The 18,807-nt window shown below is 59.1% G+C and carries 15 protein-coding genes; all 15 read left to right on the forward strand.

Annotated elements, in window-relative coordinates:
- Positions 1-53 precede the first annotated feature (53 nt).
- The 15 genes from VEZ38_RS11045 (at position 54) to VEZ38_RS11115 (ending at position 18,797) form a co-directional block, all read left to right on the forward strand.
- On the forward strand, positions 54-233 hold the full coding sequence (locus tag VEZ38_RS11045; RefSeq protein ID WP_324893415.1) for a hypothetical protein: 180 nt from the start codon (positions 54-56) through the stop codon (positions 231-233).
- Positions 234-415: 182 nt separating this feature from the next.
- Complete coding sequence (locus VEZ38_RS11050; protein ID WP_324893416.1) at positions 416-1,642, forward strand: MFS transporter; 1,227 nt, start codon at positions 416-418, stop codon at positions 1,640-1,642.
- A gap of 163 nt (positions 1,643-1,805) precedes the next feature.
- Positions 1,806-2,279, forward strand: coding sequence for a GNAT family N-acetyltransferase (locus VEZ38_RS11055; protein WP_324893417.1), 474 nt, complete (start codon positions 1,806-1,808; stop codon positions 2,277-2,279).
- A gap of 24 nt (positions 2,280-2,303) precedes the next feature.
- The gene (locus VEZ38_RS11060) at positions 2,304-3,368 is read left to right on the forward strand and encodes a Gfo/Idh/MocA family oxidoreductase (protein WP_324893418.1); all 1,065 of its coding nucleotides are present in this window, start codon (positions 2,304-2,306) and stop codon (positions 3,366-3,368) included.
- A 24-nt stretch (positions 3,369-3,392) separates the two neighbouring features.
- The gene (locus VEZ38_RS11065; RefSeq protein ID WP_324893419.1) at positions 3,393-4,271 is read left to right on the forward strand and encodes a sugar phosphate isomerase/epimerase family protein; all 879 of its coding nucleotides are present in this window, start codon (positions 3,393-3,395) and stop codon (positions 4,269-4,271) included.
- Positions 4,272-4,290: 19 nt separating this feature from the next.
- Positions 4,291-5,154 carry a sugar phosphate isomerase/epimerase gene (locus VEZ38_RS11070; RefSeq protein ID WP_324893420.1) on the forward strand — a complete coding sequence of 288 codons (864 nt, stop codon included), beginning with the start codon at positions 4,291-4,293 and terminating at the stop codon, positions 5,152-5,154.
- Positions 5,155-5,745: 591 nt separating this feature from the next.
- The gene (locus tag VEZ38_RS11075) at positions 5,746-7,371 is read left to right on the forward strand and encodes an extracellular solute-binding protein (protein WP_324893421.1); all 1,626 of its coding nucleotides are present in this window, start codon (positions 5,746-5,748) and stop codon (positions 7,369-7,371) included.
- 107 nt (positions 7,372-7,478) lie between these two features.
- Positions 7,479-8,441, forward strand: coding sequence for an ABC transporter permease (locus tag VEZ38_RS11080; protein WP_324893422.1), 963 nt, complete (start codon positions 7,479-7,481; stop codon positions 8,439-8,441).
- Positions 8,435-9,298: a carbohydrate ABC transporter permease gene (locus tag VEZ38_RS11085; protein ID WP_324893423.1), complete on the forward strand. Its 864-nt coding sequence runs from the start codon at positions 8,435-8,437 to the stop codon at positions 9,296-9,298. The genes VEZ38_RS11080 and VEZ38_RS11085 overlap by 7 nt, the downstream gene beginning before the upstream one ends.
- 55 nt (positions 9,299-9,353) lie before the next feature.
- A complete protein-coding gene (locus tag VEZ38_RS11090; protein ID WP_324893424.1) occupies positions 9,354-11,594 on the forward strand; it encodes an AraC family transcriptional regulator in 2,241 nt (746 codons plus the stop codon).
- Between the two features lie 44 nt (positions 11,595-11,638).
- Positions 11,639-12,637, forward strand: coding sequence for a zinc-binding alcohol dehydrogenase (locus VEZ38_RS11095; RefSeq protein ID WP_324893425.1), 999 nt, complete (start codon positions 11,639-11,641; stop codon positions 12,635-12,637).
- A 50-nt stretch (positions 12,638-12,687) separates the two neighbouring features.
- Positions 12,688-14,271, forward strand: a complete 1,584-nt coding sequence (locus tag VEZ38_RS11100; RefSeq protein ID WP_324893426.1) for an FAD-dependent oxidoreductase — start codon at positions 12,688-12,690, stop codon at positions 14,269-14,271.
- Between the two features lie 64 nt (positions 14,272-14,335).
- Positions 14,336-15,391 (forward strand): acyl-CoA dehydrogenase, encoded by a 1,056-nt coding sequence (locus VEZ38_RS11105; RefSeq protein WP_324893427.1) that lies wholly within the window; start codon positions 14,336-14,338, stop codon positions 15,389-15,391.
- A 17-nt stretch (positions 15,392-15,408) separates the two neighbouring features.
- Entirely contained in the window at positions 15,409-17,160 is a 1,752-nt protein-coding gene (locus VEZ38_RS11110; RefSeq protein WP_324893428.1) for a sensor histidine kinase, read from the forward strand.
- Positions 17,157-18,797: a hypothetical protein gene (locus VEZ38_RS11115; RefSeq protein ID WP_324893429.1), complete on the forward strand. Its 1,641-nt coding sequence runs from the start codon at positions 17,157-17,159 to the stop codon at positions 18,795-18,797. Before VEZ38_RS11110 ends, VEZ38_RS11115 begins: the two co-directional genes overlap by 4 nt.
- Positions 18,798-18,807 lie beyond the last annotated feature (10 nt).

An 18,807-nucleotide genomic window follows, 5' to 3' on the forward strand; every position in this document is an offset into this window, starting at 1 on the left:
CTATACTGAGGACACGCTTAGGGAAACTAAGCGATCCTTAGGAGGGATTTCCAATGAGCGAAGCGGAAAATCAAGAAGTTTTAGCGGAGGAAGCGGCGGCGGAGTCGGGCGAAGAGGCGGCGGCAGAAGCGGAAACGGCGGTCGAGTTCGAAATCGAGGAGGCGGAGGTCGAAGCGGCGGCGGCGGACGAATCGGAAGCCGAATCGGAAGACGCGCAAGACGAAGCGGAATGACGCTCGCTCGGATCCCTCTCCTTCGCAAAAACATCGAGAACGTCCGAATCCGGGCATAATCGGAAGGCTGTCCTCCGGGACGGCCTTTTTTCTATGTTTTCCATAGGGGAACGCAGGTTGAACGGCCGGGTCGACGGGGGTATAGTGAAGCCATCTCTGGAAAACGGAAGTGTTGCCGCACGATGGAAGCCTGGAAACGAACGATGTGGATCTTATGGTTCGGCGTGCTGTTGTGCAGCGCGAGCTATACGATGTCGGTTCCGTTTTTGCCGCTGTTCTTGTACGAGCTCGGCGTCGCGGACGCCGCCGTGAATGTATGGGCCGGCGTCGTGCATTCGTCGGCGTTCCTCGTCGGGGCGATCATGGCGCCGCTCTGGGGCTCCGTCGCCGATAAGTACGGTCGGAAGAAGATGGTCATTCGCGCCGGCCTCAGCCTCGCCGCCATCTACGCGTTAATCGCCTTCGTGCGCAGCCCCTGGGAGCTTGTCGCCGTCAGGCTGCTCCACGGCTTCGTCGGCGGCTTCGTCCCGGCCTCGATGGCGATCGTCTCGAGCGTCGCGCCGAAGGACAAGATGGGCTGGAGCCTCGGCATGATGCAGGCCGGCACGATGTCCGGCGCCATTATCGGGCCGGCGCTCGGCGGCTTGCTCGCCGAATGGTTCGGCATGCGAATGTCGTTCGTCGCGTCCGGCGCGCTGATCCTCGGCGCGACGCTCGCGGTCGTCTTTACCGTTAAGGAAGGAAGGCCCGCTCTCGCGGCCAAGCGTTCTTCGGTGCGGGACGACCTCGTCTCCGTGTTTCGGCATAAGACGCTGCTGCGCTTGCTGCTGCTTCTTCTCGCGTTCCAAATGGCTTACAATATGATTCAGCCGTTGCTGACGTTGCATATCGCCGACTTGCAGGGCAGCGTCGAGAAGGCGGCACTCGTCTCCGGCTTCGTCTTCGCGCTGATCGGCATCGCCGGCATCGTGGCGTCGCCGTTTTGGGGGCGGGCGGGCGAGCGGCGCGGCTTCCCGGGCGTCTTGATCCTTTGCTTCGCCGGGGCGGGTTTCGCGCTGGCGACGCAATATTTTATTCAGGATCTCTGGTGGTTCGTCGCCGTTCAATTCGGCTTCGGATTATTTATGGCGGGCATCGTTCCCTCCGTCAATACGTTGATGGTGAAGCAAACGACCGACGAATTCCGAGGGCGTACGTTCGGCCTTACCGCGAGCGCGAACCAAACCGGCGCGATGATCGGTCCGCTCGTGGGCGGCGGTCTGGGCGCTTTCCTGTCGTTCCATTGGATTTTCGCGGCGGCCGGGGCGGTGCTGGCGTGGCTCGGCTTCGTCGTATGGAGGCAGGAAAAAGCCGTATCCTTGGCGAGCGCGCGCAAGGACGAGGCCCGTCACCATTTTCCATCGGTTTAGCGATTTCGTCTTGAAGGTTTTCCTTGTCCCGCACCCGCTGCGGACGTATTCGTCCCCGCGCGGCGAGGATGCCGTTCGGCGCTCGAAAAAGCGGGAGTACCGCAAAGATCGAGCGTCATTTATAATGAGCCTGTAAACGGGTGACGAGAGGTGGATTTCTTCCATGCCGGATATGTTGGTGAAACTGTACGAGTTGCCGGATGCGCCGTCCGAAGCGGCGTTCGCGGCCCAAAGCGGCGTGACCGTACGCCGGGCGCTAGCGCCAGAAAAGCACGTCGTCGCGCAATGGATCGGAGAGCGCTTCGGCAAAGGGTGGGTCAGCGAGGCGGAGGTCGCCTTCGCCAGAACTCCAGTGTCCTGCTTTATTGCGGTCGAGGGCGGCAGGGTCGTCGGATTTTCTTGTTACGACGCGACGATGAAGGGCTTCTTCGGCCCGACCGGCGTCGACGAGAAAGCGCGCGGCCGCGGCGTCGGCAAGATACTGTTTCTGTACGCGATGCACGCGATGCGCGCCGAAGGCTACGGCTACGCGATCATCGGCGGCGCCGGTCCGACGCAATTTTACGCGAAGGCGGCGGGCGCGGTGGAAATCCCCGGATCGCAGCCCGGGATTTACAAAGGCATGTTGCCCTTATAACTTAAGCTAAGAGGAGATGTCGGCATGGCAAAGCTGAAGATCGGTGTGATCGGGGCCGGTTCGATTTCGGATGTCCACTTCGATTCGTACGCCCATCATCCGGACGTAGAAATTTATGCGATTTGCGATTTGAACGAGGAGCGGGCGAAGGCGAAGGCTGCTCGGTACGGCGCTACGAAAACCTTCACGGACTATCGCGAGCTGCTGGCGCTGCCGGAGCTCCACGCCGTCAGCGTCTGCACCTGGAACAACTCGCACGCGGCGATCGCGATCGCGGCGCTGGACGCGGGCAAGCATGTACTGGTAGAGAAGCCGCTGTGCAAGACGGTAGAAGAAGCGCTCGAAGTCGAGCGTGCGGTCGCGCGCAGCGGCAAGCTGCTGCAGGTCGGCTTCGTTCGGCGGTACGCCTCCAATACGAATACGTTGAAGAAATTCGTCGACGACGGGGAGCTCGGCGATATTTATTACGCAAAGGCGACTTGCCTGCGGCGGCTCGGCAATCCCGGCGGCTGGTTTTCCGACGCCGAGCGTTCTGGCGGCGGGCCGTTGATCGACTTGGGCGTGCATGTGATCGACATTTGCTGGTATCTGATGGGCCGCCCGAAGGTCGCCTCCGTCAGCGGCAACGCGTACCGAAGGCTGGGAAACCGAAGCAACGTGCAAGGGTTGAGCTTTTACAAAGCGGCGGATTACGACGCGACGAAAAACACGGTCGAGGACTTGGCGAACGCTTTGATCCGTTTCGAAAACGGCGCTTCGTTGATGGTAGACGTCAGTTTTACGCTGCATGCGAAGAAGGACGAATTGTCGGTGAAGCTGTACGGGGAGCGCGGCGGCGCGGAGCTTGAGCCCGAGCTGCAGCTCGTCCTGGAGAAGCACGATACGATTCTCAACGCGACGCCGCAGGTCGACAACTTGTCTTTTGATTTTAAGGACGCGTTCCGGCGGGAAATCAATCACTTCATCGCCTCGACGATCGGCGAGAAAGAGACGCTTAGCCCGGTGCAAGACGGCGTCGAGATGATGAAAATTTTGTGCGCGATTTATGAATCCGCCGCGACAGGCAAAGAAATTCGATTCGACGCGTAAGCGCCGCGAAGGAGGACTTCTATTATGGCATTAACGAACAAAATCGGCGTTATCGTCGACAGCTTCGGCGTCGGCGTGCGAGAAGGGCTTCGCAAGGCGAAAGAGGTCGGCGCGGAGGGCGTCCAAATTTACGCGGTGAAGGGCGAGATGGACCCGGACGTTCTGCGGTCGCCGGAAGCGCGCAAAGAACTTAAGACGTTCATCTCCGATCTCGGTCTCGAAATATCCGCCTTGTGCGGCGACCTCGGCGGGCACGGCTTCCAGGACGCCGCCGCCAACCCCGCCAAGGTGGAAAAGTCGAAGCGCATCATGGATTTGGCGATGGAGCTCGGCACGAATATCGTGACGACGCATATCGGTATCGTGCCCGAGGATACGAACGGGCGCATTTATCATGCGATGCAGGCGGCTTGCGAAGAATTAAGCCTCTACGCAAACAGTCTAGGCGCGTACTTCGCGATCGAGACCGGGCCGGAAACGGCCGCGCATCTGAAGTCGTTCCTAGACACGCTTAGCGGCAAAGGCGTATCGGTCAACTTCGATCCCGCCAACATGGTTATGGTAACCGGGGACGACCCGGTGCAGGGCGTAAAGCTGTTGAAGGATTATATCGTACATACCCATGTGAAGGACGGCGTGCGGCACCGCGTCGTCGACCCGAGAGTGATCTACGGCAGCTTGGACACCGAGGGCATGGAGCACGAGAAAATCGCCGCCATGTTGAAGGAAGGGCGCATCTTCGAGGAGCTCCCGCTCGGCGAAGGGAAGGTCGATTTCGACGCGTATTTCCAGGCGCTGCAGGAGATCGGCTACCGGGGCTACCTGACGATCGAACGCGAAGTCGGCGACGATCCGGAGTCGGATATTCGCAAAGCGGTGCAATTTATTCGGGCGTACCGATAGAAGCGGGGGAGAAGCAAGGATGAAACTCGGAGTCAGCAGTTACAGCTTGTACCGGGACATCAAGAGCGGGAAGCTCCCGATTTTGGACGTGCCGCGTTGGATCGCGGAGCAGGGCGGGGAACATCTCGAGGTCGTGCCGATCGGCTTCTCGCTTCTAGAAACCCCCGAGTTGATCGACGGTATTCGCAAGGCGGCGGACGAGGCGGGCATCGACATTTCGAATTACGCGGTCGGAGGAAACTTCGCGGTCGAAGACGAGGCGGAGTACCGCAAGGCGGTCGACCTTGCGAAGTCGCATGTGGATATCGCGGTACGGCTCGGCGTAAAGCGAATGCGCCACGACGTGGCGTCGCGCCCGCCCGCCGAGGCGACGATCCAGCGGTTCGAGGCGGATTTGCCGAGGCTGGTGTCGGCATGCAGGGAAATCGCGGATTATGCGGCCGAGTTCGGGGTAACGACGAGCGTCGAAAACCACGGCTACCACGTACAGGCGTCGGATCGCGTGCAGCGCCTCGTGTCGGCCGTCGACCGTCCGAATTTCCGGACGACGCTCGACGTCGGCAATTTCCTCTGCGTCGACGAGCAGCCCGTTCCGGCCGTCCGGAAAAACTTGCCGATCGCTTCCATGCTCCATCTGAAGGATTTCTATCGCCGGCCTTCCTCGTACGCGCTCGGAGAAGGATGGTTCCGGACGTCGAGCGGCGACTTCCTGCGAGGCGCCATCGCCGGCCAAGGCGATTTGCCGATGCGGGAGCTGCTGAGCGAGGTGAAAGCGTCCGGTTACGACGGTTACGTATCCCTCGAATTCGAAGGGATAGAGGATTGCCAACTCGGGACTCGGTTGGGCTTGCAGACGGTTCGGGCGATTTGGGAGCAACTCTAAAATTGGATTTTATAAACTCCGCCGTGCAGGGCATGGCGGAGTTTTTGTTTTCCCGCCATCGAATTACGAAAATCGCTTGGTTTGTCATTTTCTACATCGAAAAAAACGCGTAACGACGCGGATTTTTGAATTTCGCATAGGACATGGCGGCCTAACGTTGAGATCGAAGGAAAAAGGCCGATGGCGATTGCGTGTAAGCGCTTTTAAAATAATAGGCATACGAAGGGGGCCGAGAGCCGCCTTTTAAGCGGCGGGAGAGGCGCCTTTTTCTCATAGAGTATATGTAATATAATAGGTAGATAAAGTAACTCATTGTGTAACCTATGAAAATCCCTGATTTATCGAATGTTTCTACGTCATTTCGAAATTCCACACTCGGAAAAAGGCGTAAAATCAATATTTAAAGGGCTTTCAAACAAATTCGAAGGCAGCACGAGAAGTCGATGATTTCGTGCGGTTTACGAATGTCGCCTCTCCGTTTACGATGATTTTGGCTGCCGGACGAACGGCCGATGCGTCAGTAAACTTGACGCGTCTACCCTTAGGCAGACTACTACGAAGTTGGCAAATGAAAAAGGGAGGAAAACAGAAATGAATCGCAAGGTATTGAATGGCGCGTTGGCGGTATCGTTCCTCGGTTCGATCTTGGCCGCATGCAGCGGCACGGCGTCCGAGCCGACCCCGGATCCGGCTGCGGCGCAGCAGCCGGCCGCGGAGACGCCCGCCCCGGCACCGGCCGCGGAAGAAAATACGGCATCGCAGTACGGCGACACCGGCGGACTCGCGCTCCCGCTCGTCGATAAACCGACGACGCTTACCTGGATGCTGGTCAGCGAAAACCCGGCGAACGACAAACTCATCGCGAAGGAAATCGAGAAGCGCACGGGCATTACGCTCGACTTGCAAACATATTCCCCGACCACCTATCAAGATCGCCTGCGCGTCGTCGTCGCTTCCGGTCAGCTTCCGGACATCTTCCACGGCTTGACGCCGGCGGAGCTGAAGAAGATCGGGCAGCAGGGCGCCGTCGTGCCGATTAATCAATACGCCGATATGCTGCCGAACTTTACGAAGCTGTATTTGGAAGAAAACCCTTGGGTCGTGAAGTCGTACGGCGACGAAGCGGGCAATTTGTATGCGTGGCCGATCTATAATATGAATCGGGATGTCAACCACGGCTGGATGTACCGTAAGGATATCTTCGATAAGCTCGGCATTCCGGAGTGGACGAACACGGAAGAATTCTACGAAGCGATGAAGAAAGTCAAGGAAGCCTACCCGGATTCCTATCCGGTCGCATCCAAGACGAAAGAATTCATCTTCCGCGATTGGGGCTACGGCTGGGGCATCAGCGGATCCAGCTACCCTGCTTACTATGACGAGGCGGCTAAGACGTGGAAATACGCGCCTTCGCAGCCGGAGTATAAAGATATGCTCGATTTCATGAAAAAATTGTACAACGAAGGCTTGCTCGATCCGGAATTTTTGACGGATACGCCGGATTCTTGGACCGCGAAGATGACGACGGACAAAGCGTTCGTCACCTGGGACTGGATCGGCCGTCTCGACTTGTTTTACAACCAAGTGAAGGACCAGTACCCGACGTACGACTTGCGCTACGCGAATCCGGTCGGTCCTACGGGCAACGTTCGGACGCTCCCGAAAATCGACGTCGGCTTCAGTATCGCGGTCGCGAACAACGACAAGAAGGAAGTCGCGCTGAAGCTGCTCGATTACTTGACGAGCCCGTCCGGAGCTGCGCTCGTGACGCTCGGCGTCGAAGGCGAGACGTTCCACTTCGACGAGAACGGCAAGCCGGTGTACCCGGAGCTTGCGGACGTGCCGCTGGTCGATATTAAAGTGCTGGAAGACAAGTACGGCCTGTGGTTGGAAGGCATGTACCTGCGTCCGGACCGTCGCAGCGTGTATTACAACTTCACGGAGAAGGAACAAGAAGCGCAAGACAAGATCATTTCCCAGAACAAATTCGAGCCGCTCGATCCGGTGTTGAATTTTACGGACGACGAGAACGCGACGATCGCCGAACTGCAGGTGACGCTGCAGAAAGAAGCGGCGGCATTCAGCGCGAAATATATTCTCGACGACGCTTACGGCGACGCTCAATGGGCGGAGTGGCAGCAAACGGCGGAGAAATTGGGCGCAACGCAGCTCGCGGGCGTGTTTAACGAAGCGCAGAAGCGATTCGACGCGCAATAACGCACGAACCGCCTTGCGGCGACGATATGAAAATTTCGCGTCGGCGGTACCCGGACACGTTCCTCTGTCCGGGTGCCGTCGTCGATTCGAGAAGGAGGGAGCGCATTATGGAATATCCGCGGACGAAGACCGTGGCCGCGCAGGCGAAACCGTTCGCCGCAAGGCTCGAAGCGACGTGGAAGCATCTGAAGCGGGATCGGCAGCTGCTGCTCCTCTTCATTCCGTGCATCGTATTTTACGCGTTGTTCCGTTACGGCCCGCTATACGGCATGATTATCGCCTTCAAGGATTACAGCGTGTTCCAAGGCATCTTGGCAAGCGAATGGGTCGGGTTGAAGCATTTTATTAAATTTTTTTCCGGGCCGGACTTTTGGCTGCTGTTTCGCAACACGCTGTTGCTTGGCTTCTACTCGTTGATCTTCGGATTTCCGTTTCCGATTTTGCTTGCCATCATGCTCAACGAGGTTCGGTTGAACGGGTTTAAGAAAGCGATCCAGACGCTGAGTTATTTGCCGGCCTTCCTTTCGGTCGTCATTATCAGCAGTATGATCATCGATTTCCTTTCCCCGTCGGGCGGCATCGTGAATCGAGTGCTGGCGGCGTTGGGCTTCGAGAAAATTTACTTCTTGATCGAGTCGGAATGGTTCCGTCCGATTTACGTGCTGTCGGATATTTGGGCATCGGTCGGCTACGAGGCCATCATCTTTCTTGCCGCCATCGCGGGCATCAGCCCGACGCTGTACGAAGCCGCGAGAGTCGACGGCGCGAGCCGGTGGCAAACGATGCGGCATATTACGCTGCCGGGACTGCTGCCGACGATTTTGATCATGTTTATTTTAAAGACCGGATCGATGATCCGCATCGGCTACGAGAAAGTGCTTTTGCTTTATAATCCTACGACGTATGACGTCGCGGACGTGTTCTCGACGTTCGTTTACCGCAAAGGCTTGCTTGAAGCGAACTATAGCTACGCCGCCGCGGTCGGCTTGTTCGAAGCGCTCGTGGCGATGATCATGCTGCTCGGCGCGAACTTCTTGAGCCGGAGACTAGGGGGGAACGGGCTGTGGTAGGTCAACCGAGATTCACGTTGTTCGGAGCGATCAACGGCTTGCTGCTGATCGCTTTGGCGATTTCCACCGTGTACCCGGTCATTTACATCTTGGCGGTGTCGCTGAGCGACACGGCGTTCGTGACCCAGGGGAAAGTTTGGCTTTGGCCGATGGGCTTTAATCTCGACGCCTATTCGGAGGTATTGTCGGATCATCGCATCCCCCGCGCGTATGTAAATACCATTTTCTATACGGCGCTCGGCACATTCATAAATGTATTAGTGACCGCCGTCGCGGCGTATCCGCTGTCGCAGCGCGGCTTTTTCGGCCGTAAGTATTTTATGCTGGCGATCGTCATTACGATGTTTCTGAACCCGGGCATCATCCCGAACTACATGATCGTGAAGGAATTGGGCATGATCAACTCCGTGTGGGCGCTCGTTATCCCCAATGCGATTTGGACGTTCGAGCTGATCATTTTAAAGAGTTTTTACGAAAATATGTCGACGCAAATTCGAGAAGCGGCGCTGATCGACGGCGCGTCGGAGTTCCGCATTTTGTTTAACATGGTCATTCCGTTGTCGAAACCGGCGCTGGCGTCGATCGGCCTGTTCTACTTCATGGGTCATTGGAACAGCTTCTTTCTTCCGATGATTTATTTGACGAATCAAGACATGTACCCGCTTCAGGTCGTGCTGCGAGGCATGTTGATCTTTAGCGAAGGCAACAATTCGGGGCTCGTGGACGCGGCGGCGCTGGCGCCGCAAGCGATGAAGAACGCGACCATCGTCCTGTCGATGATTCCCGTCCTTATGATCTATCCGTTCGCCCAGAAATATTTTGCAAAGGGCGTCATGTTAGGTTCGGAGAAGGGATGACGAAGATGCCGCAGAATAAATAGGATACACAACAAGACGACCGGGAGAAGATGTTATGAAAAAAATCGTAACCAATGCGGGCGTGCTGCAAATTTTCTTTGCGCTGCTGCTCGTCATCACCGTCATGTTCGTATCCAACTACTTCGTCTATAAAAATTCCATATCCGGCATCTACGAGAAAGTGACGCAAAACAATTCGCTCGTCGTCCGCTCGATCATTCAATCGTTCGACAGCAGCTTCCGCACGGTAAACAACGTCATTCATTCGATCCACGGCTTGCCGTACGACGACGGCCCGCAAGCGGACGGGCGATTGAAGATGAGCGAAGTGTATTTGCTCCAGGAGCATCTGGCTTCTTTGGCGTCCAGCGCGGATTTCATCGAGGACATCATCGTGTTCTACGATAACTCCAGCCTTGCGGTCACGGCGAGAGGGACGAGCGATTTCCGCACGCTATTCTCGCACAAGTACCGGCACGAGGTTTACAACGCGGAATACTGGCGATCGTTCTCGACGACGAAGCATTCCTTCAAGGCGTTCCCGGCGGTAGATTACCGCGTGTTATCGGACGGCAGTCAATCGAAGACGAAACGGCTGATGGCGCTCGTCGGCGGCAACAAAATTCGTCTATCGGCGAAAAACGTGATCGTGCTCATCAACGTAGACGCGTTAATGAAGCACGTCGATCAGAAGGCGATGCTGCCGGGCGCTTCGCTGATCGTCATGGACCAAGATCGTAATATTCTGCTCAGCACCGACGACAGCTTCGGGCTGATGGAAATTTTAAACGACGTATATTTCAACGCGACGAACCAGACCAGCCTGACGAGGGAGAACTTTGAATACAACTTCTATCGTTCGGATTACAACGCCTTCGTCTATATCGATAAAGTGCCGTATCAGTTCCAAAACATCGATTCGGTAAACCGGGCCAACCGCGTTATCATGCTGACGGCGATCTTGTGCGCCGTGCTGCTGTCGATCTTGCTCAGCATCTATTTGCATAAGCCGGTGAAAAGGATCTTGCGTTTGTTCGGGGAAGGCCACGTCAAAGGCAACGACTTTCGGAAAATTCATAGCGGCATCTTGCGGATCCAGGCGGAGAACGAATCGTACCGCAAGCAGCTCGAGCTGGTCGACGACGAGATGCGGAGAGTCGTCTTCTTCCAGTCGCTGGAGCCGTTCCCGCCCACGGACGAGCAGGACGCCTTGCTCCGCCGCCATTACCCGGATTTCTTCCGGCGGAGATGGTTCGTCATGCTCGCCATCGAGGCGAAGCCGACGGAACGCGACCGGTTTACGGCGAGCGAAATCGTTTCGTTCGAATCGCGCTTGCGGTCGGCGCTCAGCAACGATCGTATGCAAGCGGATGTGTTCCATCAAGGCAACTTGCGATTTTTGGCGATGATCGGCATCGAGCAATCGTCCGGACGAGAGACGTTGGTTCGCCGCCTCGCGAATCAAATCGCGCGGTTCGAGAAGGAGCTTTCCGAGTGCAAGCTTCAAGGGGTCGTCAGCCGGACGTACGAGTCTCAGGTGTCGAATTGCCCTGCCGCCTACGCCGAAGTAACGCAGGCGTTGCCGCTGCGTAAACTGCGGGACGCCGCGCTGCTGGACGCCGCTTCGATTCGCTACGAATGGAACGCATACGTGCCCTATGAGCGCGTGGAGAAGCTTTCGAACCTGCTGCTGAACGGCCGCCGGAACGAAGCGATCGAGACGATTCGAGAGACGCTGCGGGAAAACGAGGCGCGCAACGTACACCGCAACCAGCTTCGGCATGTATCGGCAGCCATGTTTTATTCTATGCTGCAGGTCGCGGAGAGCGGCGGGAACGATCCGCAGGCGCTCTACAAGTTTGAGTTGGAATTTCAACGGACGCTGGACGAGGCCGACGGCATCGAGGCGGTCGAGTCGGCGCTTGAACGGCTCGCCTCGGAGATCGCAAGCCGCAGCTCGAACGAAACGCGCAGCAAGCTGAATCCGTCGTTCATTTCCCAATATATCGATTTGCACTATATGGAGAATTTATACTTGGACCATATGGCCGAGGTGCTGGAGACGACGCCGAAATACTTTTCGAACTATTTCAAGAAGACGTTCGGCGTGAACTATGTCGAATACCTGAACAAGGTGCGGCTCTCCCATGCGAAGGAACTGCTGAAGGATTCCGGCCTTACGGTAGCTGAAATCGGGGAGCGCACCGGCTACTTGAATTCGTCTACGTTCACCACGACATTCAAGAAGTATTACGGCATCTCGCCGAGCGAGTACCGGAAGCGACAAGTTAGTTAGATTAAATATTCACACCGTTAAATAAAATCGCAGGGGGTGGCGCGATGAAAGCGATCACTACGAAGCAAGGGGACATCTTGATCGCGGACTTGCCGTCCCCAACCGCCGCGCCGGGCCACGTGCTCGTTCGAACCGAATATTCCGCGATTAGCCCGGGCACCGAAATGACGTTCGTTCGTCGTCGGCCGGAACAACCGGTCGTTCTCGGATACAGCGCCGTAGGGATCGTAGAAGCGGTCGGCGAGCGCGTGTCGGACCGCATCGTCGGACAGCGCGTGGCGTGCTACGGCGCGCCGTACGCAAGACATGCCGAGCTGTTGTCGATGCCGGCGAACCTGACCGCTCCGGTGCCGGACCACGTCGACCCGAAGGCGGCCGCCTTCGCCGGCCTCGGCGCCATCGCCGTGCATGCGCTGCGGACGTCGTCGCTGTCGTTCGGCGAGTCGGCTGTCGTCGTCGGCCTCGGCATCCTCGGCAACTTAATCGCCCAAATTTCGCATGCCGCCGCCTATCGGACGGTCGGCTTAGATTTGGACCCGGCCCGGGCGGAAGCGCTTCGCTCGGTAGGGATTCGACATGCCTATGACTCCGGCGAGGCGCTCGAAGCGCAGCTGGCCGAGGCCGTAGGACCGCAAGGGGCCGACGCCGTGCTCGTATGCGCGAGCGGACCCGGCAGCGCGCTGCTCGATGGCGCGATGCAGTGGATTCGGGATCGCGGGAAGGTCGTCATCGTCGGCGACGTTACGGCGGAATTTTCCCGCAACCGCATGTTCGCCAAGGAAGCGCAGGTGCTCATTTCCCGAGCGGGCGGACCGGGCCGGTACGACGCATCCTACGAACGGGACAACGTCGATTATCCGGTCGGCTACGTCCGGTGGACGGAAGGCCGGAACATCGCGGAATACATTCGATTGCTTGCGGAAGGCCGCATCTCGGTCGAGCCGTTAATCACGGACGTCTTTCCGCTTCACCGCGCGGCGGACGCTTATCGTCGTTACGAAGCCGGGGCGAAGGACGTTGTCGGCACGGTAATCCAATACTAACGAGGGTGGCTGCCGGTCGAAGGCAGCCATTCCTATGAGGAGCGAAATCGATGAACACAGGAAAACAAATGCATGCGGAGATCGTCATTATCGGCGGGGGCGTCGGCGGCGTGGCCGCCGCGCTGTCCGCGGCGTCCTCGGGACGAAGGGTCGTCATGACCGAGGACTCGGATTGGATCGGCGGACAGTTTACGAGCCAAGCGGTGCCGCCGGACGAGCATCCGTGGATCGAGCAATTCGGTTGCACGGCGAGCTACCGACGGTTTCGGAACGGCGTGCGGGACTATTACCGCCGCCACTTCCCGCTGACGGCCGCCGCGCGGGCAATGCCGTATTTCAACCCCGGGAACGCGATCGTGAGTAACATTTCGCATGAGCCGCGGGCGGCGCTCGCGGTGCTTCGGGATATGCTCGCGCCTTACGTCCATAGCGGGAAGGTCACGGTGCTCGAACGCCACGCGCCCGTCGCCGCCGAGACGTCGGGCGACCGGATCGTTTCCGTCACCGTGCGCTCGGAGGAAAGCGGGGAGGATATCGTGCTGACCGGCGTAATGTTCCTCGACGCGACGGAGGAGGGGGACGTGCTGCCGCTGGCGAAGGTCGAGTACGTGACCGGCGCGGAATCCGCGGCGCAGACGGGCGAGCCGCACGCGCTGCCGGGCGATCCGGATCCGACGGATATGCAAGCCATTACGTGGTGCTTCGCGATGGATTATATGGAAGGGGAAGACTATACCATCCCGAAGCCTGCGGAATACGATTTCTGGAGAAACTATCGGGCGGACTTTTGGCCGGATCGGCTGCTGAGCTGGATGGGCGTCGTGCCGCATTCCTTGCAGCCGATTACGTACGGCTTCTTCCCGGATGACGGGAAGTCGTTCTCCTTATGGAAATACCGCCGACTGATCGACCGGTCGTTGTTCGCGGACGGCGCGTTCGAGAGCGACCTGACCGTCGTCAATTGGCCGCAGAACGATTACTGGCTCGCCCCGATCGTCGATGCGGCGCCGGAGGAGCGGGCGGCGCGCCTCGAAAGCGCTCGTCAGTTAAGCTTATCGTTGTTATACTGGATGCAGACGGAGGCGCCTCGCCCCGACGGCGGCGCCGGATACCCGGGGCTGCGGCTGCGCGGCGACGTCGTGGGTACGACGGACGGCCTCGCGAAGAAGCCCTATATCCGGGAATCGCGTCGGATTCGCGCGGTAACGACCGTGCTGGAGCAGCATCTTAGTCCCGATTGCCGCCCGGACGGGAAGTCGGAGCCATACGCGGATTCGGTCGGCATCGGCTGTTACCGCATCGACCTGCACCCGAGCACGGGCGGTCGATCGTACGTCGACGTCTCGAGCTTGCCGTTCCGCATCCCGCTCGGCAGCTTGCTACCGGTTCGAGTCGAAAACCTGATCGCGGCGGGAAAAAATATCGGTACGACGCATATTACGAACGGCTGTTACCGGCTTCACCCCGTGGAATGGAACATCGGGGAAGCGGCGGGAAGCCTCGCCGCGTTCGCGATCGAACGAGGCGTCTCCCCGCGCGCGGTGCGGGAAGACGCCGCCATGTTAACTGATTACCAGCAACGGTTGCGCTCGCAAGGCGTCGAGCTGGAGTGGCCGACCATCCATTCCGTCTAACCGCCCGGCGGCCGGAGGGCGGCGCGCCCTCGAGCGAACCGTTCTCGGCTTTGGAGGAGAAGGAATGTTCACGATGGAGCAAGTCGAGGCGCTGCGCGCGGCTGCCGGGCGCTGGGAGCGCGACGGCGCGCTCGGCGCGGACGCGTTGGAGCGGATCTATGAGCAAAACTTGTTTAAGCTGTTCGTCCCCCGGCGCTTCGGGGGGCGCATGGCGTCGTTGCCGGAAGCGCTGCGCGCCTTCGAAGCGGCGGCCTTCGTCGACGGCAGCTTCGGCTGGGCCGTAACGATCGGCTCGGGAGGCGGCTATTTCGCCTCCTGCTTGCCTCCGGACGTCGCGCGCGAGATGTATGCCGCCCGCGAAGCCGTCGTCGCCGGCAGCGGCGCGCCGAGCGGACGAGCGGTCCGCGAGCCGGGCGGATACCGGCTGACGGGCGCATGGTCGTATTGCAGCGGCGCTTCGTTCGCCACCGCGTTTACGGCGACGGCGACGGTCGACGGCGATGAGCCGGAGACGCTGGCGTTCGCGCTTCGTCCGGACCAAGTCCGGGTCATCGCGGATTGGCGCGCGACAGGGCTGCGGGCGACCGCAAGCCATACGATCGAAGTCCAGGGGGCGTTCGTGCCGGCGTCCAACGCGTTCCGCGTCGACCGCACCGTCTATGACGACGCTCCTATTTATCGCGTACCGTTCTTGCCTTTCGCCGAGAGTTCCTTCGCCGCGGTCGCGATCGGCATCGGCAAGCACCTCCTCGAGGAGGCGCGAGCGATGACGGAGGCGGCTCGGGAAGCGGCGCCGGCGGGCGGGGAGGACCGACGTCCGGAAATCGCCGCGCGGCGGATCGAGGAAGGGGCGAAACGGCTGGAAGCGCAATCGGCCCGTTATTACGATGCCGTGGAGCGGGCGTGGCGACTTCACTTAGAGGGCAGCGCCGAAGCCGCCGACTGGGCGAACGTCGGCGCGCAGAGCAAGCGATCTGCCGGCGAGGCGATCGCCGCCGCGCAGCGGGTGCTTCCGCACCTCGGCCTTCGAGCCGTGATGGAGGACGCTCCGGTCAACCGGATGTGGCGCGACCTGCAAACCGCATGCCAGCATAAACTATTGATCGATCCCGAGCGATGACCCGGAGCCGCCAACCGATGAAACTTATTACGAAGATGCTTCTATTGATCGCGCTGCTGCTCGTGCCGGTCCTCGTGTTGTTCGTCTATTCCAATCAACGCAGCGTCTCCGTCGTGGAAGAACAGATCAACCTCGCGAACGAAGACCGGTTGGGTCACTTTATGGAGAGCGTCGAAGCGACGCTCGGACAGATGGCTATGTACGCCAACATTATTACGAAGGATCCGGAGTTCGCCGCCTTCGCTGATCGGACTGCGCCCGGATCCCGTTACGAATACGCGGCCCGGCTCGAAGCGCTCGAACGCAAGCTGGCGCTGTTCACGCTGTCCTCCGAACGGCCGAGCCGCATCAGCTTATACTTTCCAAGCTCCCGCCAAGCCGTCTCTTCGAACGGGACGATACGCTTCGAGGATCTCGATCTGAACCGTCCGCTGCCGACGAACTGGACGTTCCGGGAATACCGGGTCGAAGGGACGCGAAAGCGTGCGTTCACACGGTATTTCGTCGAGCCGTATGCAGGCCTCGCCGATCCGAGCCGCGCTTCGATGATCGTCGAGGTCGACCTGTTGGAGGCGAATTTCATCGCCTTGCTCGCCTCCTTCAAGTCGCGCGGAATCAACGATCCGTTCCTCGTTCAGTCCGACAGCCGCATCATTCAGAACGGTACGTCCAACGTCGCCGCGATCAGCCATTTGATGTCCATATACGATTTTGAAGGCGGACCGCGTCATACGCGGGATGCGTTCGAGTTCAAAGGCAAACAATACCTCGCGTATTTCCTTCATTCGCCCGACCTGGGCTGGACGCTGGTCGATTATATCCCGCTCGAAGATATTTTGCTGCCCGTCACTCGCAGCCAAGCCTGGTTTTACGCAACGGTGGCATTATTGCTTTGCATCGGCGCCGTCGCCGCGTATCTCTTATATTTTCAAGTACAAGTGCCGATTCAAGTAATAACGGACAGCGTGGGGAAGCTGAGGCGAGGGCATTATTCGATTCGGATTCCGAAACGGCCGAACCGGGAATTTCAGGCGCTGTTCCAGCAGTTTAACGACATGGCCGAGACGATCGAGCATCTCATCGAGACGGTATACAAAGAAGAGCTTCGGTTGAAAGAAGCGGTTATGAAACAGCTGCAATCGCAAATCAACCCGCATTTCTTGTACAACAGCCTTGCCTTCATCGTGAGCATGGCGAAGCTGAAACGAACCGAACCGGTTGTAGCGCTGGCTTACCGGCTGGCGGACTATTACAAGTATACGACGCGCAACGAGTCGCTCTCGACGACCGTGCGGGAGGAGCTCGATTTCGTTCGCTCCTACGTCGAAATTATGAATTACCAGTTGGATAAAATTCAATTCGACGTCGATGTGCCGGAATCGATGCTCGCTCTAACGGTTCCGAGGCTATTGGTGCAGCCGGTCGTCGAGAACGCGATTTTGTATGGCATCGAATCGAGGACGGACGGCGGCATCGTCTCGATCGTCGGCGAGGCGGGAGCCGAGCGGTACGCTTTGACGGTCGAGGACAACGGCGAAGGGATGTCGGACGAAGCGATCGCCGCGATGAACGAACGGCTCGCGGCCGACGGCGCCGGCGTGCCGAGCCGAGGGCTGCGCAACGTGCATCTCCGATTGCGCCACCAATTCGGCGAAGAAGCCGGCGTGGCGGTCGGCCGCTCTCGGTGGGGCGGGTTGCTTGTAACCCTCTCTTGGCCGAACACGGAATACATGAATGACCACGAACGACGCGGGAGCGATACGCAATGACACACATCTGGAAGCTGACGCTTACGGGCGCCGCGGGGGTCGGCCTGCTGGCCGGCTGCGCAGGGGAGGCGCCGGGCCAAAGGGACGGAACGCCGGGGGCGGAACCCGTCGTCGTGATCACGACGGCGAAGGCGTTACGCGACAACGACATCCTAAAGGACGGCGATACGCTGGAGGACAATCCGGTGACGCGTTGGGCCCGCGATCGCCTAGGAATCGTACAGCAAAACAAGTGGGTCGTCACCGACGAGAACGGCGCGCTCGGCAACCGGGTAAAACTGGCGCTGTCGAGCGGCGAGCCGCTTCCCGACGTCCTGTATTTATCGGACAAGGAAATTCCGGAGCTGCTGCCGCTGCTCGCGGCATCGGGGCAAATTATGGACATTCGCGAGGCGTTCGACGAGTACGCGTCCGAGCGGGTGAAGGAAGCGTATGCGAAAAATCCGGACGTCTGGAAGACGGTGTCTTACGGCGGCTCCGTCTGGGGGCTCCCGCAAATTTCGGACGGCAAAATCGGGGATCCGATTCTTTGGATTCGTCAAGATTGGTTGGACAAGCTGGGGCTCGCTCCGCCGAAGACGCTTGCCGAGCTGGAAATCGTCTTGGACGGATTTACGACGTCCGACCCGGACGGCAACGGGCAGGACGACACCGTCGGCATCGCGGTGGCGGGCGAAACGACGCTCAACGGCTGGATGGGGGACGTAAGCTTCGTATTCGGCGCGTATGGAAAACAGCCGTATCAATGGAATCGCATGCCGGACGGATCCCTTGCGTACGGCTCCGTGCAGCCGGAGGTCGAAACAGCGCTCGCGCGGTTGGCCGGCTGGTATACGCAAGGGTATCTCCATCGAGATTTCGGCACGCACGATGAATTCGAAGCGGTCGAATTGTTCGCGCAAGGCAAGGCGGGCGTGTTGTCCGGCCCCGGTTGGATGGGCGGGTGGCCGCTCGGCGAGCTTGGCGGGACGATGCCGGCGGGCGCGATCCGACCGTATCCGGTGCCGTCGCACGAGAACGGCACCGTCGGGCGCGTGGGCACCAAGCCGTCGTACGGCAGTTACTTTTTCCGAAAGGGGTTCGCCCATATGGAGAAAGCGTTCCGGTATTGGGATGTCGTGTACGGCTCGTTGATCGAGGATCCGAATTCGGATTTTAAACACGGGTACGCGGAAGGCTACGATTATATTCTTGTGAACGGCGAAGCGGTGTACGATTTCGAAGGCGGCACCAGCACCGCGGGCAATTTGCTGCTGTTCAGCCCGGGCAGTACGCCGCCGGGCGTAATCGAAGGACCGAGCATCGAGCAGCGCGTATTCGCCGGAAGTCAATCGTCGCCTTACGAGCGCCGGATGGCGCATACGTCGTCGAGACTGTTTCTGGAGGGCCGAATTGTAGGAGACCTGCAGCTCCAAGCTTCCGAACCGGATCAATTTATGGGTCCCCATACGCCCGCGATGGCGTCGAAGGGACCCTACTTAAAGCAGCTCGAGAAGGAGACGTTCTTAAAAATCGTGTACGGGGAGGCGGAGCCCGACGCCTTCGACGCGTTCGTCTCGGCCTGGTTCCGGGAGGGCGGCAAAGAAATCGCCCGCGAGGTCAATGCATGGGATCGCGAAACGGCAGGGGCGGACTAAAGTAGACGGG

The sequence above is a fragment of the Paenibacillus sp. genome (assembly GCF_035645235.1).
Classification (GTDB): domain Bacteria; phylum Bacillota; class Bacilli; order Paenibacillales; family YIM-B00363; genus Paenibacillus_AE.